General features: G+C 37.2%; 24 protein-coding genes. 22 read left to right on the top strand and 2 right to left on the bottom strand.

All coding sequences use genetic code 11. The features are described 5' to 3' along the window. Positions 1–19: 19 nt before the first annotated feature. From IGJ37_RS10575 to dinB, 8 genes are all read left to right on the top strand, one after another. Positions 20–349 (top strand): cyclic-di-AMP receptor, encoded by a 330-nt coding sequence (locus tag IGJ37_RS10575; RefSeq protein WP_002356367.1) that lies wholly within the window; start codon positions 20–22, stop codon positions 347–349. A gap of 1 nt (position 350) precedes the next feature. Then, positions 351–1,301 (top strand): DNA polymerase III subunit delta', encoded by a 951-nt coding sequence (gene holB / locus IGJ37_RS10570; protein WP_002384059.1) that lies wholly within the window; start codon positions 351–353, stop codon positions 1,299–1,301. 116 nt (positions 1,302–1,417) lie between these two features. Further along, positions 1,418–2,257, top strand: a complete 840-nt coding sequence (locus IGJ37_RS10565) for a PSP1 domain-containing protein (protein ID WP_252671543.1) — start codon at positions 1,418–1,420, stop codon at positions 2,255–2,257. Beyond that, complete coding sequence (locus tag IGJ37_RS10560) at positions 2,250–2,597, top strand: DNA replication initiation control protein YabA (RefSeq protein ID WP_002356372.1); 348 nt, start codon at positions 2,250–2,252, stop codon at positions 2,595–2,597. Before IGJ37_RS10565 ends, IGJ37_RS10560 begins: the two co-directional genes overlap by 8 nt. A gap of 112 nt (positions 2,598–2,709) precedes the next feature. After that, positions 2,710–3,582 (top strand): 16S rRNA (cytidine(1402)-2'-O)-methyltransferase, encoded by an 873-nt coding sequence (gene rsmI / locus IGJ37_RS10555; RefSeq protein ID WP_002359438.1) that lies wholly within the window; start codon positions 2,710–2,712, stop codon positions 3,580–3,582. Between the two features lie 14 nt (positions 3,583–3,596). Next, positions 3,597–4,259 (top strand): ABC transporter ATP-binding protein, encoded by a 663-nt coding sequence (locus IGJ37_RS10550; RefSeq protein ID WP_002356375.1) that lies wholly within the window; start codon positions 3,597–3,599, stop codon positions 4,257–4,259. After that, positions 4,243–5,001, top strand: coding sequence for an ABC transporter permease (locus IGJ37_RS10545; protein ID WP_002356377.1), 759 nt, complete (start codon positions 4,243–4,245; stop codon positions 4,999–5,001). Before IGJ37_RS10550 ends, IGJ37_RS10545 begins: the two co-directional genes overlap by 17 nt. A gap of 128 nt (positions 5,002–5,129) precedes the next feature. Further along, positions 5,130–6,245, top strand: coding sequence for a DNA polymerase IV (gene dinB, locus IGJ37_RS10540; RefSeq protein WP_301555038.1), 1,116 nt, complete (start codon positions 5,130–5,132; stop codon positions 6,243–6,245). Between the two features lie 44 nt (positions 6,246–6,289). On the opposite strand, the gene nrdG is transcribed toward dinB, so the two are convergent. Continuing rightward, positions 6,290–6,886 (bottom strand): anaerobic ribonucleoside-triphosphate reductase activating protein, encoded by a 597-nt coding sequence (nrdG, locus tag IGJ37_RS10535; RefSeq protein ID WP_002356379.1) that lies wholly within the window; start codon positions 6,884–6,886, stop codon positions 6,290–6,292. Between the two features lie 32 nt (positions 6,887–6,918). Next, positions 6,919–9,102 carry an anaerobic ribonucleoside-triphosphate reductase gene (gene nrdD / locus IGJ37_RS10530; RefSeq protein WP_002385686.1) on the bottom strand — a complete coding sequence of 728 codons (2,184 nt, stop codon included), beginning with the start codon at positions 9,100–9,102 and terminating at the stop codon, positions 6,919–6,921. A gap of 405 nt (positions 9,103–9,507) precedes the next feature. On the opposite strand from nrdD, the gene IGJ37_RS10525 reads away from it, so the two are divergent. The 14 genes from IGJ37_RS10525 to IGJ37_RS10460 all read left to right on the top strand — a co-directional run bounded on the left by IGJ37_RS10525 (position 9,508) and on the right by IGJ37_RS10460 (position 24,910). Further along, positions 9,508–10,275, top strand: coding sequence for an ABC transporter ATP-binding protein (locus IGJ37_RS10525; RefSeq protein WP_002356382.1), 768 nt, complete (start codon positions 9,508–9,510; stop codon positions 10,273–10,275). After that, positions 10,265–12,361: an ABC transporter permease gene (locus tag IGJ37_RS10520; protein ID WP_002392853.1), complete on the top strand. Its 2,097-nt coding sequence runs from the start codon at positions 10,265–10,267 to the stop codon at positions 12,359–12,361. The genes IGJ37_RS10525 and IGJ37_RS10520 overlap by 11 nt, the downstream gene beginning before the upstream one ends. A gap of 203 nt (positions 12,362–12,564) precedes the next feature. Then, a complete protein-coding gene (locus IGJ37_RS10515; RefSeq protein ID WP_002356384.1) occupies positions 12,565–12,714 on the top strand; it encodes a teichoic acid D-Ala incorporation-associated protein DltX in 150 nt (49 codons plus the stop codon). A gap of 14 nt (positions 12,715–12,728) precedes the next feature. Then, positions 12,729–14,249: a D-alanine--poly(phosphoribitol) ligase subunit DltA gene (gene dltA / locus IGJ37_RS10510; RefSeq protein ID WP_002356385.1), complete on the top strand. Its 1,521-nt coding sequence runs from the start codon at positions 12,729–12,731 to the stop codon at positions 14,247–14,249. Beyond that, positions 14,246–15,451, top strand: coding sequence for a D-alanyl-lipoteichoic acid biosynthesis protein DltB (dltB, locus tag IGJ37_RS10505; protein WP_325815108.1), 1,206 nt, complete (start codon positions 14,246–14,248; stop codon positions 15,449–15,451). The genes dltA and dltB overlap by 4 nt, the downstream gene beginning before the upstream one ends. A gap of 32 nt (positions 15,452–15,483) precedes the next feature. Further along, positions 15,484–15,720, top strand: a complete 237-nt coding sequence (gene dltC, locus IGJ37_RS10500) for a D-alanine--poly(phosphoribitol) ligase subunit DltC (RefSeq protein ID WP_002356389.1) — start codon at positions 15,484–15,486, stop codon at positions 15,718–15,720. Further along, positions 15,720–16,994 carry a D-alanyl-lipoteichoic acid biosynthesis protein DltD gene (dltD, locus tag IGJ37_RS10495; protein WP_002359447.1) on the top strand — a complete coding sequence of 425 codons (1,275 nt, stop codon included), beginning with the start codon at positions 15,720–15,722 and terminating at the stop codon, positions 16,992–16,994. Before dltC ends, dltD begins: the two co-directional genes overlap by 1 nt. Before the next feature lie 212 nt (positions 16,995–17,206). Beyond that, entirely contained in the window at positions 17,207–18,289 is a 1,083-nt protein-coding gene (locus tag IGJ37_RS10490) for a M42 family metallopeptidase (RefSeq protein ID WP_002367214.1), read from the top strand. A gap of 20 nt (positions 18,290–18,309) precedes the next feature. Then, the gene (locus IGJ37_RS10485) at positions 18,310–19,101 is read left to right on the top strand and encodes a DUF975 family protein (RefSeq protein WP_002365061.1); all 792 of its coding nucleotides are present in this window, start codon (positions 18,310–18,312) and stop codon (positions 19,099–19,101) included. 145 nt (positions 19,102–19,246) lie between these two features. Then, positions 19,247–19,987 carry an MBL fold metallo-hydrolase gene (locus IGJ37_RS10480; RefSeq protein ID WP_002356393.1) on the top strand — a complete coding sequence of 247 codons (741 nt, stop codon included), beginning with the start codon at positions 19,247–19,249 and terminating at the stop codon, positions 19,985–19,987. A gap of 32 nt (positions 19,988–20,019) precedes the next feature. Then, complete coding sequence (locus IGJ37_RS10475; protein ID WP_002356394.1) at positions 20,020–21,024, top strand: lipoate--protein ligase; 1,005 nt, start codon at positions 20,020–20,022, stop codon at positions 21,022–21,024. Between the two features lie 613 nt (positions 21,025–21,637). Next, positions 21,638–22,327, top strand: a complete 690-nt coding sequence (locus tag IGJ37_RS10470; protein WP_002381418.1) for an O-methyltransferase — start codon at positions 21,638–21,640, stop codon at positions 22,325–22,327. Positions 22,328–22,567: 240 nt separating this feature from the next. Next, complete coding sequence (ahpC, locus tag IGJ37_RS10465) at positions 22,568–23,131, top strand: alkyl hydroperoxide reductase subunit C (RefSeq protein WP_002356396.1); 564 nt, start codon at positions 22,568–22,570, stop codon at positions 23,129–23,131. A 96-nt stretch (positions 23,132–23,227) separates the two neighbouring features. Next, the gene (locus IGJ37_RS10460; protein ID WP_010827704.1) at positions 23,228–24,910 is read left to right on the top strand and encodes an FAD-dependent oxidoreductase; all 1,683 of its coding nucleotides are present in this window, start codon (positions 23,228–23,230) and stop codon (positions 24,908–24,910) included. Positions 24,911–24,990 lie beyond the last annotated feature (80 nt).

Here is a 24,990-nt window from a genome sequence, read left to right as displayed (position 1 = left end):
TTATAGGAAGGTGTAGACCATGAAGATTATTTTAGCCATTGTACAAGACAAAGATAGTAACCGATTAGCCAACGAATTTATTGATGCCAATATTCGTGCTACAAAATTATCCTCAACAGGTGGGTTCTTAAAAGCGGGAAACAGCACATTTATTATTGGGATTGATGATGAACGTGTCGACGAAACATTAGCTTTAATTAAAGAAACATGTCAATCAAGAAAACAATATGTTTCAACACCTGTGACTTTAGATATCACAATGGATGGCCAAATTCCTTATCCTGTGGAAGTTGAAGTAGGCGGCGCTACTTGCTTCGTCTTACCAGTTGAAGGATTCCATCAATATTAAGATGAATGAAGCACAACAGCTACAGCAAATGCAACCTTTGCTGTACAAGCAACTCCAAAAAAGTTTTGAGCATGGTCGTCTTGCCCATGCTTATCTTTTTGAAGGAGATACAGGAACTGGAAAACAAGAATTTGGCTTATGGATGGCGAAACATGTCTTTTGTACGAATTTAGTAAATCAACAGCCTTGTAACGAATGCCATAATTGTGTGCGGATTAATGAAAATGAACATCCAGATGTTTTAAGAATTGCGCCAGATGGGCAAACCATCAAAGTGAACCAAATCCGTGAATTAAAAGCGGAGTTTTCTAAAAGTGGGGTCGAGACTGCTAAAAAAGTTTTCTTAATTCAAGAAGCAGATAAAATGAGTACCGGCGCAGCCAATAGTCTCTTAAAATTTTTAGAAGAACCAGAAGGACAAATTTTAGCTATTTTAGAAACCACTTCGCTCTCTCGAATTTTACCAACGATTCAATCACGATGCCAAACCTTACATTTTCAACCATTAGTCAAAAAAACATTAATTGATCGCTTAATCAAACAGGGGATTGGTGAAAAGACTGCAACCCTTTTAGCTGAGCTGACAAATAGTTTTGAGAAAGCAGTTGAAATCTCTCAAGATGAATGGTTTAATGAAGCTAGGGAAATCATTTTGCAATGGTTTAATTATCTAAAAAGTAATGATTTACAGGCATTTATCTACGTTCAGAAGAAAATGGTCAAAGTATTTAAGGAAAAAGAACAACAAGCGCTTAGCTTTGACTTGCTCATGGTTTATTACCGTCAATTATTGGAAGAAAGTGTTGCGACACAGCAAGCCAAAAAAGTAACGGAAGAGCAGGCGGAACGGTTGGCGCTAATTTTGAAAGCACGCCAAAAATGGACTGCCAATGTTAGTTGGCAAAATGTTTGTGAACAATTAGTTATCCAAATGATTCACCCTAAATCATAAAGGAAAAAAGTGCCAAGTGGCATTCAGTTTCATAATATAGTAGGAACTTAGTTGTTTCAGCAAGTTCCTTAACCGATTGAAGCGACGTTCACTTGAACTAGATTAGGAGGAATAAAATGGTAGAAGTAGTAGGAGTTCGCTTCCGTGAAGCCGGTCATATCTATTATTTTGCTCCTGGAAAATCTGAGTATATTTATAATGAGAAAGTACTCGTTGAATCTCAACAGTCAAAACAATTAGCTACTGTTGCTATTCCTAAAAAAACAGTCGATTCAGACGATTTACCAGAGGACCTAAAACCCATTTTAAATAAAGCAACAGCCAATGATTTAGAAAAAGAACAAAAAAATTTGGCTGATGCAGAAGCTGCCAAAAGCATTGCCAATGAAAAAATTCGAGCTCATGACTTAAAAATGAAATTAGTGCGAGTAGAATATACCTTCGATCGTAGCAAAATGATTTTTTACTTTACGGCAGATGGGCGAATTGATTTTCGTGAATTAGTCAAAGACTTAGCGGCTATTTTCCGGACGCGAATTGAGTTACGTCAAATTGGTGTCCGAGATGAAGCGAAAATATTAGGTGGCATTGGCCCTTGTGGCAGACAACTATGTTGCTCAACATTTCTAGGAGATTTTATGCCAGTTTCAATCAAAATGGCTAAAGATCAAGGGTTATCTTTAAATCCTGTCAAAATTTCGGGATTATGTGGCCGCTTAATGTGTTGTTTGAAATACGAAAACGACGAATATGAAGCCGCTAAAAAAGAATTACCAGATTATGGAAAAGAAGTAATAACACCAGATGGCAAAGGCAAAGTCGTCGGGTTGAATCTATTAAGTCGGATTATCAAAGTTCGTCTGCATGGTCGTGAAATCGCAGCGGATTATGATTACGAAGAAATCAAAGAAGCTACTGCGAAAGTTGCTGCTGAAAAAGGTGATCAAAATGGATAAACGTTCGCTCTATGATGGATTAAATTCGTTGGAAACTGATTTAGACAGTTCCGTGACACAATTAAGAGAAATTAAAGCAGCACTCCATGAGTTGGTAGAAAAAAATACCACGTTGGAAATCGAAAACCAACGCTTACGGGAGCATCTCCAAGAACTGAATAAGTTAGCAGGAAATACAACTGAAACTGAAAAACAAGAGCTATCAAAATCACGTATGAATTTGGAAAAACTTTATGAAGAGGGCTTCCATGTCTGCAATATTTTATATGGTTCAAGACGTGAAAATGATGAAGAATGTGCCTTTTGTCTTGATGTTATTTATGGGGAACGTACGCGTTAAGTCTAGTGGAACACTGCAAATAAAAAGGAAAGGTTTGGTTTGACAGTCAATCGATTGTCAAATCAAACCTTTATCTATTTATAGAACGAAAAAGGAAAATGAGGGATGCGCTATGCAAAAACAGAAAAGTTTTGATAAGCAAACAACAAAAGGAAAATTGTATCTTGTCCCAACACCGATCGGCAATTTAGAAGATATGAGTATTCGTTGTTTAAACATATTGAAAGAAGCAACGGTGATTGCTAGTGAGGACACAAGAAACACACAAAAATTGCTAAATCATTTTGAGATTACAACACCACAAATTAGTTTACACGAACATAATTACAAAGAGCGAATTCCTCAACTGATTACACGATTGCTGAATGGTGAAACGATTGCCCAAGTTAGCGATGCAGGTATGCCTTCAATTAGTGATCCTGGTCATGAATTGGTTACAGCATGTCTTGAAGAAGAACTGGCAGTGATTGCCTTGCCAGGACCTACGGCAGGAATGACCGCTTTGATTGCCTCGGGTCTTTTACCACAGCCATTTACGTTTTATGGTTTTTTACCAAGAAAGAAAAAAGAACAGAAAGACGTGTTATCAGCATTAAAAGAAGAACGGCCGACACAGATTTTTTATGAGTCCCCCTATCGGATTGCTAAAACGGTAGCAACGTTTGCTGAAGTCTATGGTCAAGAACGCCCCGCTGTGATTTGTCGGGAATTAACGAAACTTCATGAAGAGTATTTGCGTGGTACCTTAGGAGAACTAACAGAATATTTAGCAGAAAATACGCTAAAAGGCGAGTGTTGTTTATTAGTTAGCGGATTTACTGGTGAGAAAGAGACAATAGCCGCAATGCCAGCTATTTCCCTCAAAGAACATGTGCAAGTTTTAATGGAGGAAGAGGGACGGAGTTCCAAAGAGGCAATCAAAGAAGTGGCCAAATTGAGAAATGTAAAAAAACAAGAAGTATATAAAGAATATCATTCCATTTAAAAAAGGAGAGAAACATGAGTAATTTATTGCGAGCAGAAGGCGTGTCTTATCAAGTAAATGGTCGTAGCATTCTTTCTGATATTGATTTGTCATTTGAAACAGGCAGCAATACAACAATTGTTGGTCCTTCAGGTAGCGGGAAAAGTACATTTTTAAAAATTTTATCTTCATTATTAAGTCCTACAGAAGGCGAAATTTTTTATCAAGAAGCGCCAATTACTACAATGCCAATCGAAACATACCGCCAAAAGGTTTCTTATTGTTTTCAGCAGCCAACTTTATTTGGTGAAACCGTGTATGATAATTTGTTATTTCCATTTACCGTCAGACAAGAAGCGTTTAATCAGGAAAAAGTCGTGGCATTACTCCAACAAGTGAAATTGCCCGCTGCTTATCTTGAAAAGAAAATAGCCGAACTCTCTGGTGGTGAGCGACAACGGGTTGCTTTGCTACGAAACATTATTTTTGTACCAGATGTTTTATTATTAGACGAAGTTACAACGGGATTAGATGAAGAAAGCAAACAGATTGTCAATCAATTGTTAAACCAATTAAACAAAGAGCAAGGAGTCACGCTGGTTCGTGTCACGCATGATACCGAAGAAATTCAGCAAGCACAGCAAGTGATTCGTATTGTAGCAGGAAAGGTGGCGCCGACAGATGGATTTAGCAGTTAATAATTTATCCTTATTTTTTTCAGCCATGCTAGTGGTGGTCGCATTAATTATTAGTACTAAAGAAAAATTAGGTTTTACCAAAGATATTATTATTAGTGTGATTCGAGCAGTCATTCAATTAGTCGCAGTCGGCTATTTATTAAAATATGTTTTTCAAGTCAATAACCTTATTTTAACGCTCATCATGGTTTTGGTGATTGTTTCCAACGCAGCCTTTAATGCAAAAAAACGCAGCCAGCAATTACAAAAGGGCTTTTTGATTTCTTTCATTGCAATTGGTTGTAGTACAGGAATTACCATTGGTATTTTGATTTTTTCTGGTTCTATCAAATTTATTCCTTCTCAAATCATTCCTATCAGTGGGATGATTGCCAGCAATTCGATGGTGGCAATTGGTTTATGCTATCGCAATTTAGATACTCTTTTTCAAAACCAACGGCAAGCGGTAATGGAGAAACTAGCATTAGGTGCAACTATCAAACTCGCCTCTTTACCAATCATCCAACAAAGTGTGAAAACCGGGATGGCGCCGACGATTGATTCTGCCAAAACTGTCGGAATTGTTAGTTTACCTGGGATGATGTCAGGCTTGATTTTTGCGGGCGTTGATCCGGTCCATGCGATAAAATATCAGATTATGGTGACCTTTATGTTGCTATCAGCAACAAGTATTGGTTCAGTAATTGCAACTTATCTTGCCTATAAAGGCTACTATAATCAACAAAAACAATTGGTCGTTTAATTAAAAAGCTGGAAATCTGTGTTTATAACTTCATGGATTTTCAGCTTTTTCTGTTTGAAATAAAGAAGTTTCAATTTGAAAAAGAACGGACGTTCGTATATAATGGAGGGAGGAGGCGAATCAAAATGATGAGCGAATTACGTTTTCCCTTAAAAAAAGATACGTCGAGAAAAATTATACATATAGATATGGACGCGTTTTTTGCTTCAGTTGAAGAACGAGATCATCCAGAGTTAGTAGGACATCCGTTAGTTATTGCGCGCCATCCAAGTGATACTGGGGGCAAAGGAGTGGTAACCACAGCGAATTATATTGCTCGACAGTACGGTATTCACTCGGCTATGAGTGCTCAAAAGGCGTATGAACTATGTCCAAGTGCCATTTTTAAGCCAGGTAATTATCAGAAATATAGTGAAATTTCTCAAGAAATCCGTGAAATTTTTCGCCGCTATACAGATGTGATTGAACCAGTATCTATTGACGAAGCGTATTTAGATGTAACTGAAAATAAGGTCAACAGTAAGTCGGCTATTAAAATTGCGAAAATAATTCAATATGATATTTGGCATGAATTGCAGTTAACTTGCTCGGCAGGTGTTAGTTACAATAAGTTTTTAGCCAAGTTAGCATCAGATTTTCAGAAACCAAAGGGCCTGACGGTTGTCTTACCAGAAGAGGCCGAAGATTTTTTGAAAGCATTACCGATTGAAGATTTCCACGGAATCGGGAAAAAAACAGTGCCTAAAATGCATGAACTGGGGATTTTTACTGGAGCAGATTTATACAAGCAAGATGAGATGACGTTGATTCGGTTATTCGGTAAAATGGGTTATTCATTGTATCGTAAAGTCCGCGGTATCCATGATGCGCCAGTTCAAGTGACTAGAGATCGTAAGTCGGTAGGCAAGGAACATACTTACGGCACCCCTTTAACGACGGAAGAGCAGGTTACGGCTCAATTGAGACAATTAGCAGCAGGTGTTGAGCGTGCATTGCAACGAGTGCAAAAACATGGCAAAACAGTAGTCCTGAAAGTTCGTTATACTGACTATACGACGATTACGAAACGTGTGACATTACCTGAATATATTTCTAAAAAAGAAGAACTTTTCTATCAAGCGAATTTAATTTGGGAAGATATTTTAGGTTTAGAACAAGGAATCCGTTTATTAGGCATTACTTTAACGAATTTAGATCCACTAGCGTATGAAAACATTGTTTTACCTTTATGGGAAAAAAGTTAGCCCTTTAGACACATCCTCAAGAGATGGCTAAAGGGCTAACTTTTTTAAATTGATTTTTTGATTTGTTCATAAGACGTTTCGGCGTCATGACATTTTTCCCAAATAACAGCTTTGCCAGCAGCAAGTGATTTGGGTACATCAATAATCCGTTGATTACTACTGCCACGAAATTGTAAATTTAAATTACGTTTTGCCAGTTCAAAACGCCCATCGACTAAAATGTCAATTGAATGGAGTAGTTCAAGCTTATCAGGCGTTTCTAAAAGTAGTTCTTCAAAGGTATACCCAGACCAAGACCAGATATCTTTGGCTGAGCCAAATGTTTCCCGCACACGTTTGACTACACTAAGACAAACATCTGTATTCAGAAAAGGTTCACCACCCAAAAGAGTCAAACCTTGGACATAGTCATGGGACAAATCTTCAATAATTTGATTCATTAAAGATTCTGTAAACGGCGTACCGTAATTGAAATTTTGGACAGCTTTGTTAAAACAACCTTCACAAGCAAAGAGACAGCCGCTCACATATAAACTATTGCGTACACCTTCGCCATCAACAAAGTTGAACGCTTTGTAATCGGCAATCTTTTTTTGGCTGTAGTCTTCGGTTTTCCATTCTTGTGGTTTCGGATTACGCATCAGCAAAACTTCTTTCTATAGAATAATCGAGTTTAATTTTTTAAATGTTTCACACGAGAGGAAATTTCTTTGTGACGACCATGTACCATTGGGCGAGCTTGCGGGTTACCTAAATAACCACAAGTCCGTTTAACGACATCACAAGTCTTAGGATCATGATTGCCACATTCTGGACATTCAAAGCCACGTTCAGTTGGATGGAAGTCCCCTTCAAAACCACAGGCATAACAATGATCAATTGGCGTATTGGTTCCTAAATAGCCAACTTTGTCATAAGCGTAATCCCAGACAGCTTCAAGTGCTTTGGGATTTTGCTGTAACATGGGGTATTCACAGTAGTGGATAAAACCACCAGAACAGTATTTTGGATAATCCTTTTCAAAATCAAGTTTTTCAAAAGGCGTTGGATTTTTGCGTACATCATAATGGAAACTATTTGTGTAATATTCTTTATCTGTAATATTTTCGACGATGCCAAATTTTTCAGTATCTAAACGGCAAAAACGGTCAGTCAAGCTTTCGCTCGGTGTAGAGTAGACACTAAAATGATAGCCGTATTCATTGCCCCAGTTGTCGGCATTTTTTTTCAGTTCTTTTAAAATATCCAGTGTAAAGTTTTTGGCCTCTTGATTGTCCTCCCAAGCACCGCCGTAAAAGGCAGAAGCCACTTCATACAAGCCAATATAGCCAAGTGAAACCGTGGCACGTTTGTTTTTAAACAGTTCATCTACGGCATCCTGTGTAGCTAAACGTTTTCCAAATGCACCATACATGTATAAAATCGGTGCATTCGCTGGTTTAGCTTCTTTAACACGTTCAACCCGATAAACCAAAGCATCTTTAACGATCGCCAAACGTTCATTTAAAATTTGCCAGAACTTTTCTTGGCTTCCTTGCGCTTCTAAAGCGATTCTTGGTAAGTTCAAGGTCACAACGCCTAAATTCATTCGGCCAACATTTACTTCTTCACCTTGTTCGTCTTTCCAGCCTTGTAAAAAGGAACGACAGCCCATTGGTACCTTAAAACTACCTGTTAGTTCAACGATTTTATCATAGTTTAAAACATCAGGATACATGCGTTTCGTTGCGCATTCCAGTGCCAGCTGTTTAATATCGTAGTTTGGATCAGTAGGTTGCGCATTGACGCCTCGTTTAATTGTGAAAATTAGTTTTGGGAAAATAGCTGTTCGTTTTTCAATCCCTAAACCATTAATTCGGATTTGTAAAATCGCCCGTTGAATTTCTCGTTCAAACCAGTTGGTACCTAAACCAAATCCCAGAGAAGTAAAAGGGGTTTGTCCATTGGAAGTAAATAAGGTATTAATTTCATACTCAAGACTTTGCATGGCATCAAAAATATCTTTTTTCGTTTTCTTCCGAGCGAATGCTTTTTGGCGTTCTTCTCCTTCAATCCATTCTTGCGCATCTGCTAAATGTTTTTCATAATTACGTTCCGCAAAAGGCGCTAATAATTCATCAATCCGATCGGCAGAGCAACCACCATATTGACTGGAAGCTACATTGGCAATAATTTGAGAAATTTGTGCAGTGGCCGTTTGAATTGATTTTGGTGATTCGACATCAGCGTTCCCAATTTTAAAGCCATTGTTTAGCATGCCTTTAAAATCAATTAAACAGCAGTTTGTCATGGGAGTATATGGATGATAATCTAAATCGTGGTAATGAATGTCGCCTTTTTGATGGGCATTAGCCACGTGTGAAGGCAACATCTTTAAACCAATTGATTTTCCAACAATCCCAGCGGTTAGATCACGTTGCGTATTAAAAACGTCACTGTCTTTGTTGGCATTTTCGTTCACGACAGTCTGATCTTTATTAATTAATTTGCCGATAGATACATTAATATCAGTCGCTTTACTACGCTCAAAATCACGTTGGGTTCTGTAATGAATGTATTCTTCGGCTAAGGCATATTCGTTGTTGGATAGCAGAGTATGTTCCACAATATTTTGAATTTCATAAATTTTTACGTTATTGGTAAAACGTTCGGCAATTTCTCGATTGACATCGGCAACAATCGATTGGACTTTTTGATGTGTCAAAGGAGTGACTTGGTCATGTATTTTTTGTTCAGCTTTGATCAAAGCATCGTATATTTTTTGATCATCGAAAGTCACTAAACGACCATCCCGTTTGACGACTTTAATTGTTGAGAGATTAACATCCTCGGCTTTTTCATCAGTAATCTTCATCATTTTATCCAGCTCCTTATATCTCGTTAGTAACTATCCTAATACAAAGGTCGGCTAAATTCAATCGATATATTGCGTATTTTTAGTAAAATATCACTAGACAAACACTATATATTGTGCTTGTGCTGTTTTGAAAAAATATGAAAACAAATGAAGAAAAGGATTGAGCAAATTTTTTTGTGTGAAAAAAATTCTTTGTCCAAATTAAAAAACAGCAAAGAGTTTTTTGCCAAATTGCTAAAAGCAACACTAAAAAATAACAATTATTAAATAATAATTGTTTGCGGATTTATTCACGAAATGCCAATTATTCTTTGACTACCGAACGATATTGTAAGATAAAACGATGTTCATTCAGATTTTTTCTTGGTAAAATAAGAGTAATAACAAAACGTTGGAGCGAGAAAAATGAAAAAAATTGTAGAAGTAAACCATGTCAGCAAGACATATGGTCGTTTAAATAATAAAACAGAAGTATTAGATAATATTTCGTTTACCGTTGATGAAGGCGAATTTGTGGGGATTATGGGTCCCAGCGGTGCTGGGAAATCGACACTGTTGAATGTCTTATCCTCGATTATTTTGCCAACCGCAGGAATCGTGCGCATCGCCGGACAAGATATTTTAAAAATGCGAGATAATCAATTAAGTGATTTTCGGAGAAACGAAATGGGGTTTATTTTTCAATCGTTTAACCTAATTGATACGTTAAATGTGAAGGACAATATTCTGTTGCCTTTAGCTGTAGAAAAAGTTTCATTAGAAGAAATGGATAAACGTTTGTTACATGTGACTTCGATTTTGGGGATTCAGGAGCTTTTATCTGCTTATCCACCAGAGATATCTGTGGGACAAAAACAACGGGTAGCAGCTGCTCGTGCTTTGATTACGAACCCTAAAATTATTTTTGCAGATGAACCAACTGGCTCGCTGGATTCAAAATCAGCAACAGAATTGTTGAAATATTTAGCTGAAATTAATCTGCATGATGATGCCACAATTTTGATGGTGACACATGACCCGTACACGGCCAGTTTTTGCAATCGCATCTTATTCATTAAAGACGGTGCGATTTTCTCAGAAGTTGTTCGTCAAGGATCACGTAAGGAATTTTTTAATCGTGTGATAGATATGCAAGCAACGATTGGTGGAGGCGGGCGCGCAAATGATTTTTAAACTATCATTAAAAAATTTAAAAGCTCATGTACCTAACTATCTGGTTTATTACATTAGTATGACTTTTGCAGCGGTCGTTTATTATTGTTTCCGTGCGATTGCTTACAACCAGCCTCTTGTCGCAGGTGCAGGCCGTGATATCGAAATTAAGCGATCTTTAGGACTTGGTAGTACCTTAGTCACCATTATTATTTTGGGCTTTATGTTGGCAGCAAATCGTTTTTTTATAGGAAAACGTAGCCAAGAAATTGGCTTGTATCGATTAATTGGCTTGAGAAAGAGCCAAGTTTCACTAATTTTTTTAGTAGAAAATTTAGTTTTAGGCTTTGTTTCACTAATTAATGGAATTATTTTAGGAGTGATTTTCACCAAGTTGTTTTCAATGATTTTAGCCAAAGTTATGTTTTTAGAAGTCCCCAGTTTCTTCTATATTTCTTGGCGTTCCGTTATTGAAACCGGTGTAGCTTTTGCATTTATGATTTTGATTGTCTGCTTAAGAAGTATTTGGATGATTTATCGTTATCCATTGTCGCAGCTTATGCACCAAGAAAAAATTGGTCAAATTAATTATAGTCGTTTAACGAAACGGCGGCAGTTTCTAGGTATTTTAGGACCTATTTGTTTACTGGCTGGTTATTTTATTGCGTTTGATTTTCGGAATTTAGCGACAGGTATTGTGTATAAACAATTAAATGATTCATTGGATATCTCGATTCCGATGATTATTACATTGACGCCTTTTATCATTTTGGGTCTATGTGTGGTGGGAACTTATTTATTTTTCCGTTATACCATGTATTTTATCATTCGCTTATTTAATCATAGAAAAAAATGGTATTACCAAGATTTACGCATGATTACTTTAGGCAATGCCAAACGCTACTTATTTAAAAGTAGCAAAACACTCACTGGTTTGACCTTGTTAATTGCGACAGCCTTGAGTGGGATCGGCGTGATGGTTTTTGTGTATACGATTAGTATGCACACGGTCAACAGTGATGGCCCCGTGGACTTTTTAGTTTCACAGGAAAGCTATCCTAAATTGAAGAAAGTTCTCGATGAAGCGAAGGACACCAAAATAAAAAATGAAGTGACACTTTCTTATAAAATTACTGGAATTGAACGCAGTTTGCGAATTGGTCAAGCGCAAGAGGAACAAGAAACGATTGAAGCAGTTAATGTTTTATCTTTCTCCAACTACCGCAACTATCAAAAAATTAATCCTTATTTAAACGATTTACATTTAAAAAATGACCAAAGTGTTATCTATATGGATAGCTTTACCAATATTTTAAGTGGTATGTCTCGTTATGAATCGAAACTGCAATTTGTTGAAGGAGAGAAGGCACAACTGCAACAAGTGCTGCCTAACTATCTAGGTAATTTTTTATTGCAATATTCCTTACCAACGATTGTCGTTTCCGATGCCCTTTATCAGAAAGTGACAAAAAATTCCATTCAGTATCAGATTAACGCCGTAAATGTTGACACGAAAAGCCGTGAAAAACTTTATGAAGCCGTAAATAAACAGATTGCCACAGAATGGCAAGCGCCAATTTTGTATAAGTATGAAAAAAATAACCAGCAGTTGAGTGGTTTTGCCAAACAAATGCCTAACGAAGAGGCAAAGAATACGCAAGATGACGTCACCGAAACTTGGCGGCTAAATATGAATGATCGCTACGCCTCTTTACGCTATGAACGAAAAATTAACGGCTTGACTTTATATGTCTCCATGTTTGTGGCAATTTTAGCGTTGTTTATTACGGGCAGTATTTTGATGTTACGACAACTCTTTTCAGCTGTAAGTGAGCGTCAAGATTACGTGACTTTAAAACGGATGGGTGTTTCTAGTAAAGCGATAACTAAGCAAATTTATCGACAGAATAGTTTGATTTTCTTTCCGCCGATGGTCATTGGGATTTTGCATACTACCTTTGCCATTTATTTGCTAAGCCAATTTATTAAGAGTCCAGGATATTTGTTAGTATATCTTTCTTGTGGAATCTTAATAATTGTTTATCTAATTTTTTATATTTTAACATCTGCCATTTATGCGCGGATGATTCGACACATCCATTTTTAAAAAACTGTAAAAGCCGTTGTGAAGCGGTTTTTACAGTTTCTTTATGCGAAAAAATTATGAGAGTTCCGTTTATGAAAATCATGAAAATTTAAGAAGTGACGAAATTGTTAGTTTTTTTATTAAATTGTAAGAAATTTCAATGGACTTTGCTGAAATATAGCATAAAATAATGGATAGCGATTAACCTTAGGAGGTGAATGATAATGAAAACAACTTTTCAGAAAATTCTCAATAACGAAAGTCTTAAATTCATCGGTAAAACGTTATTTTATTCTTTCATTGTCATTGCATTAATTTATCTTTATCATTACAAGAATATCAATGGAGGAACCTTCATTTATAACGAGTTTTAAGGAGGCGGCTATACATGGAAAAAGTAATTAATATGATTCAAACGATTGATGAATGGGCACGTAAAGAACCCCAACGTCCTGTTTATTTAACCGAAGAAAAAGTCTCTACGTATGGAGAGTTAAAAGAAAAGTCAGACAATCTAGCCGCTTATTTAGCTGAGCTGAAAACGGACAAGTCAGCGATTGTCGTATACGGAGAATTAGATTTTGAAATGATTGTGAGTTTTTTAGGCGCATCGAAAGCTGGTTTTAGCTATATCCCCATTGATGCACATACACCAAAAGAACGCATTGAACTAATTCTAAACGTAGCCAAACCAACCGCAGTGATTGCTGTGCATGAATGGCCTGAATTAGCCACCGAAGTGCCAGTAATTACGGCGGAAGAATTAACAGAAATGATGATGCATGCACCCCGGCATGCGCCTGCGTTGATGCCTGTCACAGGAGCAAGTAATTACTATATCATTTTCACTTCAGGGACAACTGGCGTACCAAAGGGTGTGCAAATCAGCCATGATAATTTAGTTAGCTTTACGAATTGGTTGTTGCAAGATTTTGGTTTAGAAGAAGGGGCCCGCTTTTTAGCACAGGCACCTTATTCGTTTGATTTATCGGTGATGTCTATTTATCCCGCATTGGCGTTAGGTGGCTCATTAACTCCGTTACCCAATGAAATCATTAACGATTTTAAACAATTATTTACGCGTTTGCCACAATTAACAATCGACGTCTGGGTTTCAACACCGTCTTTTATTGAATTGTGTCTAATGGAACCAAGCTTCGATGGTGAACATCTACCAGCACTGCGCACGTTTTTATTCTGTGGAGAAGAATTACCAAAACCAACGGCTGAGAAATTAGCCGCTCGTTTCCCAACTGCACATATTTATAATACGTATGGGCCGACAGAAGCGACTGTAGCGATTAGTGCCATTGAAATCACTCAAGAAGTTTTAAAAAGTGTCCAACGTTTACCAATCGGGTATGTGAAAGAAGATACGCAAATTTATATTATGGAAGGCATGTCAAAATTACCTGCAGGTGAAATTGGTGAAATCGTCATTGCTGGACCAAGTGTTTCCAAAGGCTATCTAAATAATCCTGCGAAAACAGCTGAAGCTTTTTTCCAATTAGATGGCGTACCAGCTTATCGCACAGGCGATGCTGGAAAGTTAGTCGATAACCTATTGCAGTATGAGGGACGCTTAGATTTTCAAATTAAATTGCATGGCTACCGCATTGAGTTAGAAGAAGTGGATCATCACTTAACGAATGTTTCCTACGTGAAACAAGCAGTCGTTGTGCCGAAATATCAAGGAAATAAAGTCCAACAATTAATTGCCTATGTCGTTCCGCAAGCACATGAATTTTCAAGTGATTTTCAATTAACTAAGGCAATTAAACAAGAATTAGCCACGTTGACAATGGACTATATGATTCCGCAAAAATTTGTATATGTTGAACAATTACCTTTGACAAGTAATGGTAAAATTGATCGGAAAGGGTTGATGAATGAGGTGAATGCCACATGATGAATTTTCCTCATATGATTCCCTATAATGCACCGTATTACTTTGTTCTGCTAATTGCGGCCTTGTTGCCGATGATTTTAACTTTAGCCATTAAAGGGACACGTTGGCCTTGGTACCAAACACTCGTGACACTGGTCTTTCTATATATCAGTTTTGGTGGCGAATTTTGGCAACAAGGAGTCGCTCTGATTGTATATGTTATTTATCAGACGTTACTAACGTGGGGCTATGCGGCTTATCGAAAAAATAAAAATGCAGGTTGGGTCTTTTATCTGGCTGTCTTTTTAGCTATATTACCGCTTGTTTGGGTGAAAGTTTCTCCATTCATGACAGGCAAAACAACCTTACTTGGCTTTTTAGGGATTTCTTATTTAACCTTTAAAGCGGTCCAAGTGGTCATGGATTTACGGGATGGCGTAATGAAAGAATATCATCCGTTTCGTTACATTCAGTTTCTCTTGTTTTTCCCGACTATTTCTTCAGGACCCATCGATCGTTATCGGCGCTTTGAAAAAGATTTGAAAAACCCGCCGAGTGCGGAGAAATATTTAGACTTTTTAGAAAAAGGAATTTTTTATTTATTTCTAGGATTTTTATATAAGTTTATTATCAGTCATTATCTTGGTGGTGTCTTTTTACCACATGTGGAAAAAATGGCCTTGGCACAAGGTGGTTTATCTTGGTGGACAGTCGGCTATATGTATAATTACAGTTTGTATCTATTCTTTGATTTCGCAGGCTATAGTTTACTGGCCGTTGGCACAAGTTATTTAATGGGCTATGATACACCAATGAACTTTAACAAACCGTTCCTAAGTTGGAATATTAAAGAATTCTGGAATCGTTGGCACATGACCTTATCTTTTTGGTTCCGTGATTACATTTACATGCGCTTAATGTTTTTCTTAATGAAAAAGAAAGTCTTTAAAAGTCGGATCGTGACTTCTAATATTGGTTACTTTGCGTTGTTCTTAATCATGGGCATTTGGCATGGATTAACGTGGTTCTACATCGCTTATGGGCTCTACCATGCAACACTAATTTGTGTAACAGATGCTTGGCTACGTTTTAAGAAAAAACATAAAGACAACATACCATCAAACAAATTTACACATGCATTTGCAGTCTTTTTAACTTTCCAAGCGGTTTGTGTCAGCTTCCTGATTTTCTCAGGATTTTTAGACAAACTATGGTTTAAATAAACAAAAATAAAAATATAAAGGGGCAATTTACAATGAACATTCAAGAAACAGTATTAAACATTTTAGAAGATATTACAGGAACAGACGAAGTTGTGAACAATCAAGACATTCAATTATTTGAAGAAGGATTATTGGACTCTTTAGCAACGGTTCAATTATTAGTAGAAATTGAAGGACAATTAGGAATCCAAGTTCCTGTATCAGACTTTGACCGTGAAGTATGGGGAACACCAAAACAAATCATTCAACAAGTGGAAGCTTTACAATAATGTCTAGAAAAAAACGACTAATCAGAATCTTAGGTCCAGTGCTTTGTTCAGCGGTCTTGGTTGCAGTGTTCTTTTTTGCACCGTTCAGAATCAATTTAACTTCCGAAAAAACGTTGAAGGAAGCATCAACGTCAATGGCACCGAACGTTTTAAAAGGCAATGTGATTAAAAACAAAGCAGTGGCTTCTGGTAAATATGTTCCTTTTTTTGGCTCTTCTGAATTAAGTCGATTTAGTGCTTTCCACCCTAGTGTGCTCTCTGAAAAGTATCAACGGAACTACCGACCGTTTTTACTAGGAGAAGCGGGCACACAGTCATTAACCCAAGCAATGGTCATTCATTCGATGGGCGATGCGATTGCCAATAAGAAAGCGGTCTTTATTTTATCTCCGCAATGGTTTGTCAAAAAGGGTGTACCTAATGATAGTTTTGGTGCACACTATTCACAATTACAAACCTATCAATGGTTAGCTAATTTAACCGAATTAACCAGCGGTGACCAATATCTAGCACAACGTTTGACCAAATTTCCAGTTGTTCAAAAAGACAAAGTCTTAATGGAAACTTTGGCAAATCTGCAGGCAGGGCAACTTCCCCAACGCTCTCAACGAGATTATTTTATAATGAATCTCCGTTTCTTGAATCGTGAAGATGAATTGTTTAGCCAAATTGGCATGGTTAGCAGAGAACCAATTGTTGAAAAAGATATGAAACAATTACCTGCTACTTATAATTTTAATGAATTAGATCAGCTAGCTGGAAAAATTGCGGCAAAAGCCATTAATAATAATAAATTTGAAATTAGTAACGGTTTTTATCGCCAACGGATTAAACCAGTTTTACCGAAATTAGCTCATTCACAAAAGAAATGGGATTATCGTTTTTCTCCAGAATATGGTGATTTCCAAGCTGCGTTAGAACAGTTAGCAGAAAAAAATGTCGATGTTTTATTTGTAATCCCACCTGTTAACAAACGTTGGTCGGACTATACGGGCTTGTCACAAGATATGTTGCAACAAGTAGCACGCAAGCTGAAATATCAACTTCAAGAGCAAGGCTTTACTAACATTGCTGACTTCTCAACATGTAGTAATGAACGTTACTTTATGGCGGACACGATTCATTTAGGTTGGCGTGGTTGGCTCGCTGTTGATCGTCAAGTAGATGAATTTATGAAACAACCTGCGCCTAAAAAGTTAGCGTATCAAATTGATGATCGTTTTTATCAGACAGATTGGCAACAACAAAATCCATTGGTCTTACCTCAATTTTAAGAAGGCAAGATGGATCAAGTACCAATTATCTGAAGCGGACTAGAAGCGCTTCGTAACAATGAAAATAGCCTGTACCTGCCGTTGAATAACGAGCGTGCAGGCTGTTTTTTCGTTTATTTTTAGTGGAGAACGTTGCTCAATTTATTTTTTGTAAGTATTTTTTTAGTTCGTGGTATAATGGATAAAATTGGTTTTTGAGGGGAGTTATTTTTATGGATGCAAAAGAAGAAAAAATGTTAATTGATTTAACAAGTGCTAAAGGGATTGCTGGGAATGAAGACGAAGTACGTTCGTTATTTAAAAAGTATGCAGCACCGTATGCGGATAAATTTTTATATGATGGCCTTGGCAGTATTATTGCAAAAAATGTTGGTGATAAAGAAGGACCAAAAGTCTACATTTCTGGGCATATGGATGAAGTCGGTTTCATGGTTACCCAAATCACAGAAAAAGGCTTTTTAAAATTTCAAACCGTTGGCGGTTGGTGGGGGCAAGTGATGTTGGCCCAACAAGTTCAGATTAAAACCACGACTGGTAAGGTTTACCATGGTGTCATTGGGTCTAAACCACCGCATGTGTTAACAGCGGAAGTTCGTAACAAACCCTATGAGATTGCAGATATGTTTATTGATATTGGTGCAAGTAGCGATCAACAAGTTGCAGAATGGGGGATTCATCCAGGGGATATGGTGACACCATATATTGACTATCGTCGCATGAATGATACAAAATTTTTATTGGCAAAAGCGTGGGATAACCGAATTGGTACGGCCGTTTCATTAAAAGTTTTAGAAAATTTAGCGACAGAAGGGCACCCCAATATTTTATTTGCAGGCAGTGATGTGCAAGAAGAAGTGGGGCTACGCGGTGCGCAAACAAGTACGCATCTTGTGAATCCAGACATAGCGTTTGCTTTAGACACAGGAACAGCTGGTGACACACCAGGAATGACACCTAAAGAAGCCGACTCTGTTTTAGGTGAAGGGCCACAAATTTTGATTTATGATGCATCAATGATTCCGCATAAAAAATTACGTGATTTTGTTATTCAAGTGGCGGAAGAAAATAACATTCCCTTCCAATATACAGTGATTACAGGGGGAGGTACGGATGCTGGCCGCATGCATTTAACGCGCAACGGGATTCCATCATTAGCCATCACGGTGCCTGTTAGATATCTGCATTCACATACCTCAGTTATTCATGAAGATGATTATTTCAACACAGTCAAATTAGTCACAGAAGTGGTGAAACGTCTAGATAAAGAAACAGTCGCTAAATTAACTAGTTATTAGTTTCAGAAAGGATGGAATGAATGAAAAGTTTAGTAACAAATTCGCAACATCGTGCCAATGCTCGCAGAGCCCTTGATGGGCAATGGGGGATCATGGCTTGGTTAACTTTCTTAGGAGTGGTTTTACAGAGCTTCTTAACATCGATTGTGCAAAATTTATTTTCTGGTGAAAATCAAGTTTTTCAAAGTAGTTTTGCCGCAGTATTACTGCAAATTTTTGTTTTATTCGCGTTAAGTTATGCGCTATATTACGCAGCCTTGAAGGTGTTGCGTGGTGAAAAGGTGCGGGTCAATATTTTAATGAGTGTTTTTCAAGGAAAATATTATGGTCCGCTATTTGTGGTCAACCTACTTCAAAAAGTACTTGAACGTGTAATTGGTTTGTTATTTTTGTTACCAATTTTATTTGGGGCAGGGACAACCTTGTATTTCAAATTGATGTTTAATACAGTTACACCAGAGGAAATCCAAGCCTTTTTCTTAAATGATTTTTCCTTTTTCCTAGCGTTTGGCGTTGCCACTATCTTGATCTTTTTAATTGGTTTATTTGTGAGTGGCGTTTTTCAATTTGCTGTGTGGCTACGTTTTGATAATCCAGAACTGCCAATTATGATGGCGTTGAAACAGGCGTTATATTTAATGAAAAATCGTTTTTGGCAATATTTATGTTTACAATTTTCTTTTATTGGTTGGTATATTGTGGGCTTTTTAGCTATTGGTATCGGTCTATTATGGGTGATTCCTTATAACTATGTAGCGTTAGCTAGTTTTTATCAAACTGCCTTAGAAGAAAAAGGTTTAGCCGAAGAATAAAAAAGAAGCTTGAATCCTTCGTTATCTCGACAAAGGGTTCAGGTTTTTTCTTTGGTCTTTTTGTGAAAATTTAAGCGTTTTAACCTCGTTTTTCCGTTATTTTATGGTAACATGGAAGTATCGTATTGAAGGAGGTTGTCCACACATGAAATTGACTGTCTTAGGCTGTTTAGGTGCTTATCCATACAAAGGAGAAGGAACGAGTTCCTATTTGTTAGAATCTGAAGGCTTTCATTTGCTTATTGATGCAGGCAGTACGACATTAGTGCGTTTAGAAAACTATCTAGATCCATTGAAATTAGATGCTGTCATTCTGTCGCATTACCATCATGACCATATCGCAGATTTAGGCGTTTTACAATATTATCGTCAGCTTTATCCAACGCTGGAACCGACGCCTATTTTGCCAATATATGGCCATACACAAGATCAAATGCATTTCAAAGAACTAACGCTTCCTAACGTTTCCGAAGGGAAAGAGTATTTTGAAGCAGAAGAGTTGGCAGTAGGACCATTTTTAATTACTTTCATGGAAACGATTCATCCTGTCACTTGTTACGCGATGCGGATTGTTGAAAAAGCGACTGGCAAAGTCTTTGTCTTTACAGGAGACTCTGGTTACTTAGCAAGTTTTGAAGACTTTGCAAAAGACGCCGATTTATTCTTAGCGGATACGTACTTATTTGAAGGTAATGAACGACATCATGCACATTTTACGTCAAGAGAAGCGGGTGAAATTGCCAAAGCCGCACAAGTCAAACAATTGATGTTGACCCATTTACCACAACATGGGTCATTGGAACAACTACGGGAAGAAGCGCAAAACTATGCTGGAACGGAAATTCCAGTGACATTAGCCCAACCAGATTTAACAGTTGAGATTTAAAAAAGTAACTATACCAAGGGAGAGAACCGATTGTGATTTTTGTACCGAATGAAAATAATGACCCACGAGTGAACTTAGCAATTGAAACATATTTGTTAACAGAAATGCCTTTAGATGAGCCCATTCTTTTATTTTACATTAACGAGCCGTCAATCATTATTGGCCGTAACCAAAATACAATTGAAGAAATTAACAAAGAATATGTAGATGAGCACGGCATTCATGTTGTTCGTCGCTTAAGTGGCGGCGGCGCCGTTTATCATGATCATGGTAATTTGAATTTTAGTTTTATTATGCCAGATGACGGCAACTCTTTCCGTGATTTTGCGAAAGTTACCCAACCAATTATTCAAGCATTGCACGACTTAGGCGTTGAAGGTGCCGAATTAAAAGGGCGCAATGACCTAGTGATTAATGATATGAAGTTTTCAGGAAATGCGATGTACGCTACCAACGGCCGCATGTTTGCACATGGAACCTTAATGTTTGATAGTGATATTGATGAAGTTGTAAATACATTGAAAGTACGGAAAGATAAAATCGAATCTAAAGGTATCAAGTCTGTTCGTTCACGGGTAACAAACATTAAACCATTTTTATCTGAAGATAAACAAGAGATGACAACGGAAGAATTCCGCCAAGAAATTCTTTTGAAAATTTTCGGCGTAGATTCGATCGACCAAGTTAAAACGTATGAATTAACTGATCAAGACTGGGCGGCTATTAACAAAATTTCAGAGCAATACTATCGCAATTGGGATTGGAATTATGGTAAATCACCTGCATTTAACTTAGAACGTCGCCATCGTTTTCCAATTGGTTCAATTGAAATGAAAATGAATGTGGCGGATGGTGCCATTCAAGAAATTAAAATCTTTGGGGACTTCTTTGGGCTTGGTGAAATTAAAGATGTTGAAGATATTTTAACCGGCGTGAAATATGATAAAGCTTCTTTAGAAGAAGCCATTGATCAAATTGACGTTAAAAAATACTTTGGCAATATCGAAAAAGAAGATTTGCTTGGGTTAATTTATTAAAAAAAAAGACAGCCGTTTCAAACGGTTGTCTTTTTTCTAGCTAAAAATAATTTTTAGCTTTTAGAAAGGTAGTGCTATGTGCAAAATCGTCGAAACGATTTTTATCAGGGAACTATCAAATAGCTCGCCTGCATATGTACTTGAACCAAGTCAAGTCCGGGAATTTGGTTATGTGCTTCACTATAAATCACTATCTGTAAAGAGTATACAAGATTTCCTTTCTTTTGTGATATCAAATTTTTACAGACAAAGTAGTAAAAATTGACGTTTCTTATTTTAGCAAGGTTATAGGCTTGTTTTGGGGCTTGAAATAGCAAGAATTAATAGTGATTTAAGGGAAAATATTAACATATGTAGAAATATTTTTATAAGAAATAACGAGAAAAAATCAATAGGTATGTTCTTGAGGGCTACTTTTTGACGTTTTCTGAATAAAACTTAATAAAAAATAGCAGAAACAAAGAAAAAATGTGCTTACAAGAAGTAATCCGCACTTAGCTAGGAAGTTAAGAATGTGCATGTTATTTTCAAACAAATAATAAGAATCCTATTTCAATCCTTTACAGAGGAACAAGGACTTCGTATAATAAAGGGACGAAAAGGAGCGAAAGTGATGAGAAACGAAATGATGCATCGACCAGTCGTTAAACCAGAATTGGTTGAGTATATGCGTACAAAACAAAAGAAACTTCCCGGAGAATTAGGTGCAGTGGAGGCGGAAGCCAATGAAGCAGGGGTGCCGATTATTCCGCACGAAACAGTAGTTTTTCTACAATTTTTGCTAGGACAACTAAAGCCCAAAAATATTTTAGAAATCGGGGCAGCAATTGGTTTTTCTTCAAGCTTGATGGCCCAATTTGTCGGTGAAGATGGTCACGTGACCACGATTGATCGTTTTGACGTAATGATAAAAAAAGCGAAGAAAACCTACCAACGCCTAGACTTAGAAGAAAAGGTCACTCTTTTAGAAGGACAAGCAGCTGAGATTCTACCAACGTTGGAAGGACCTTATGACTTTATTTTTATGGATAGTGCCAAATCAAAATACATTGAATTTTTACCTGAATGTTTACGGTTGCTACCAGTTGGCGGCGTTTTGATGGTGGATGATGTATTTCAAGCTGGGACAATTTTAGACCCTGCTGAGGAAGTACCGAAAAAAAATCGAGCGATTCATCGTAAATTAAACCAATTTTTAGATGTAGTCATGGCTCACCCTGATTTAACTTCTACTTTAGTTCCTCTTGGTGATGGAGTTATTTTAATTACCAAAGAGAAAGAAACGATTATTTTAGATAGTTAAAGAATGTCTTCACAAAAAGAAAGAGAATCATTAAAAAGCAAGTTCTTTTAATGATTCTCTTTCTTTTTTATGTTATTTAAAAAGTTATCTCGCTATTTCTAATTGAGAATGATAATCATAAAATTCTCAATAGGACAGTATTATTCGTTAATAAAACCTTGTTTGTTTATAATTATTCTATTGACGGAATAATTATAAATTGTTATCATTAAAGAGTAAAAAAACAGAGGAGGAACGACAATGAATTTAATTAATCAAAAACTTTTTGACTTTGAATGTGATGCCTATCACGATGGTGAATTTACACGAGTATCAACAGAAGATATTTTAGGAAAATGGAGTATTTTCTTCTTTTATCCAGCTGATTTTTCTTTCGTGTGTCCTACGGAATTAGGGGATATGCAAGAGCATTATGCGCATTTACAGGAATTAAATTGTGAGGTTTACTCTGTTTCAGAAGATAGTCATTATGTGCATAAAGCATGGGCTGATGCTACAGAAACGATTGGAAAAATTAAATATCCAATGTTAGCCGATCCCAACGGTCAACTTGCTCGTTTCTTTGGCGTTTTAGATGAAGCTTCTGGAATGGCTTACCGTGCTTCATTTATTGTGAGTCCAGAAGGTGAGATCAAATCTTATGAAATCAACGACATGGGTATTGGTCGTAATGCTGAAGAACTTGTTCGAAAATTAGAAGCTTCTCAATTTGTAGCAGAACATGGTGATAAAGTTTGTCCAGCCAATTGGCAACCAGGAGAAGAAACAATTGCGCCAAGCTTAGATTTAGTTGGTAAAATTTAAATTCGCTTTGTAAATAGAGGTCAAAGAGTTGGATAAAACAGAGAAAATGTTTTGTTCAGCTCTTTTTCTGAAACACAGAAGAAAGAGGAGAAGCAAGTGACAGAAGAAATCTACGATTTGATTATTATTGGTGGCGGCTCAGCTGCTTTATCTGCAGGTATCTATGCAGGTCGCGCAATGATGGATACCTTAATTATTGAAAAAGACAAAATTGGCGGACAGGTAACGACGACTTCTGAAATTGTGAACTATCCAGCGATTCGTCACACAACAGGTCCAGAACTAATGGAAGAAATGCGCATTCAAGCACAAGACTTCGGTGTAGCTTTTACAAAAGACGAGATTATTGATGTTGATTTTAGTCAAACGATAAAAACTGTTCAATCAGCGAGTCAAACCTATCAAGCATATGCAGTATTGATTGCGACAGGGGCCTCTGCTCGTAAAATTGGTTTCCCTGGTGAAAGTGAATTTACAGGACGCGGCGTGGCCTATTGTTCTACTTGTGATGGGGAGTTTTTCCAAGGCCTAGATATTTTTGTGATTGGTGGCGGTTATGCAGCAGCGGAAGAGGCCGTTTATTTGACACGTTACGGTAAATCAGTAACGATGATTATCCGAGAACCCGATTTTACATGTGCAAAATTAACTGCGGAGGCGGCTAAAAATCACCCGAAAATTAAGATTGTTTATAACACAGAAGTGAAAGAAATTACGGGAGATGATTTTGTCCGAAAAGCTGTGTTTGTCAATAACCAGACGGGAGAAGAAACGGTTTATGAAGCACCAAAAGACAGTACATTTGGCCTGTTTGTTTTTGCTGGAAATAAACCAAGTACAGAAATTTTTGAAGGAAAAATTGCCTTAGACCGTGGGTATGTGCCAACAACTGAAAATATGGAAACCAATATTCCCGGAGTTTATGCAGCAGGAGATTTGCGAATAAAAGAATTACGTCAAATTGTGACGGCGGTTGCAGACGGTGCAATTGCCGCCACTCATGCGCAACGTTACGTGACAGAACAAAAAACACAGGCGGGCCAACCGATTGTAACGAAGCGAATGACTGAACGATTAGCTAATCAATCTGCCCCTGAAACAAACAGTCAGCAATCAAAAGAAAAACAGCCAGCGAAAGTTACTGGTAAGCATCAGTGGTTCCCAGAAAGTATGCGCCAACAATTAAGCGGTATTTTCGCTAAACTAACCAAAAAAGTGACATTGCTTCAGTTTTTGGATGCAAGTGATGAAAAATCATTGGAACTTCAGTCATTCTTAACAGAATTTGCAAGTCTGGATCAGAAGATTACTTTAGAAACGATTTTGAAAGATACTGAGCCAGCCAAAGAATTGCTGTATGGGATTGAAAAAATGCCTAGCGTTGTGCTCTTAGATGCGGCAGGAAACTATACAGGAATTAAATTTAGTGGTATTCCTAGTGGCCATGAAGTAAACTCGTTGGTTTTGGCGGTTTATAATGTCGGCAGCGAGGGGCAGCCGTTAGAAGCAAGTCTGCAAAAGAACATACTTGCATTGCCAAAAAGAAAAATAGAAATCTTTGTTTCACTAACATGTCATTTCTGTCCCGATGTCGTGGCGGCTTGCCAACGTATTGCATCAATTAATCCTCATGTGGAAGCAGAAATGGTGGACATTAGTCTATTTCCAGAGTTGAAAAAAGAAAAGAAAATTATGAGCGTTCCAGCAATGCTGATTGATGGCGAACAAATGATTTTTGGTTCAAAAACAATGACCGAAATTATTGAAGCCTTGGCTTAAAAGAGGCGGAAAAAAGTAATTAACCTAAAGAACCTAAGTCATTCAAAAAAGTGAGAAATACGTCGAGATGACGTATTTCT

The organism is Enterococcus sp. AZ104, assembly GCF_050546705.1.
Lineage (GTDB): Bacteria > Bacillota > Bacilli > Lactobacillales > Enterococcaceae > Enterococcus > Enterococcus faecalis.
This window is presented reverse-complemented; position numbering and strand designations above follow the sequence as displayed.

Excerpts from the sequence above, each read along its gene's own strand:
- IGJ37_RS10575 (WP_002356367.1), top strand. The coding sequence starts at position 20 with ATGAAGATTATTTTAGCCATTGTACAAGACAAAGATAGTAACCGATTA.
- holB (WP_002384059.1), top strand. The coding sequence starts at position 351 with ATGAATGAAGCACAACAGCTACAGCAAATGCAACCTTTGCTGTACAAG.
- IGJ37_RS10565 (WP_252671543.1), top strand. The coding sequence starts at position 1,418 with ATGGTAGAAGTAGTAGGAGTTCGCTTCCGTGAAGCCGGTCATATCTAT.
- IGJ37_RS10560 (WP_002356372.1), top strand. The coding sequence starts at position 2,250 with ATGGATAAACGTTCGCTCTATGATGGATTAAATTCGTTGGAAACTGAT.
- rsmI (WP_002359438.1), top strand. The coding sequence starts at position 2,710 with ATGCAAAAACAGAAAAGTTTTGATAAGCAAACAACAAAAGGAAAATTG.
- IGJ37_RS10550 (WP_002356375.1), top strand. The coding sequence starts at position 3,597 with ATGAGTAATTTATTGCGAGCAGAAGGCGTGTCTTATCAAGTAAATGGT.
- IGJ37_RS10545 (WP_002356377.1), top strand. The coding sequence starts at position 4,243 with ATGGATTTAGCAGTTAATAATTTATCCTTATTTTTTTCAGCCATGCTA.
- dinB (WP_301555038.1), top strand. The coding sequence starts at position 5,130 with ATGAGCGAATTACGTTTTCCCTTAAAAAAAGATACGTCGAGAAAAATT.
- nrdG (WP_002356379.1), bottom strand. The coding sequence starts at position 6,886 with ATGCGTAATCCGAAACCACAAGAATGGAAAACCGAAGACTACAGCCAA.
- nrdD (WP_002385686.1), bottom strand. The coding sequence starts at position 9,102 with ATGATGAAGATTACTGATGAAAAAGCCGAGGATGTTAATCTCTCAACA.
- IGJ37_RS10525 (WP_002356382.1), top strand. The coding sequence starts at position 9,508 with ATGAAAAAAATTGTAGAAGTAAACCATGTCAGCAAGACATATGGTCGT.
- IGJ37_RS10520 (WP_002392853.1), top strand. The coding sequence starts at position 10,265 with ATGATTTTTAAACTATCATTAAAAAATTTAAAAGCTCATGTACCTAAC.
- IGJ37_RS10515 (WP_002356384.1), top strand. The coding sequence starts at position 12,565 with ATGAAAACAACTTTTCAGAAAATTCTCAATAACGAAAGTCTTAAATTC.
- dltA (WP_002356385.1), top strand. The coding sequence starts at position 12,729 with ATGGAAAAAGTAATTAATATGATTCAAACGATTGATGAATGGGCACGT.
- dltB (WP_325815108.1), top strand. The coding sequence starts at position 14,246 with ATGATGAATTTTCCTCATATGATTCCCTATAATGCACCGTATTACTTT.
- dltC (WP_002356389.1), top strand. The coding sequence starts at position 15,484 with ATGAACATTCAAGAAACAGTATTAAACATTTTAGAAGATATTACAGGA.
- dltD (WP_002359447.1), top strand. The coding sequence starts at position 15,720 with ATGTCTAGAAAAAAACGACTAATCAGAATCTTAGGTCCAGTGCTTTGT.
- IGJ37_RS10490 (WP_002367214.1), top strand. The coding sequence starts at position 17,207 with ATGGATGCAAAAGAAGAAAAAATGTTAATTGATTTAACAAGTGCTAAA.
- IGJ37_RS10485 (WP_002365061.1), top strand. The coding sequence starts at position 18,310 with ATGAAAAGTTTAGTAACAAATTCGCAACATCGTGCCAATGCTCGCAGA.
- IGJ37_RS10480 (WP_002356393.1), top strand. The coding sequence starts at position 19,247 with ATGAAATTGACTGTCTTAGGCTGTTTAGGTGCTTATCCATACAAAGGA.
- IGJ37_RS10470 (WP_002381418.1), top strand. The coding sequence starts at position 21,638 with ATGAGAAACGAAATGATGCATCGACCAGTCGTTAAACCAGAATTGGTT.
- ahpC (WP_002356396.1), top strand. The coding sequence starts at position 22,568 with ATGAATTTAATTAATCAAAAACTTTTTGACTTTGAATGTGATGCCTAT.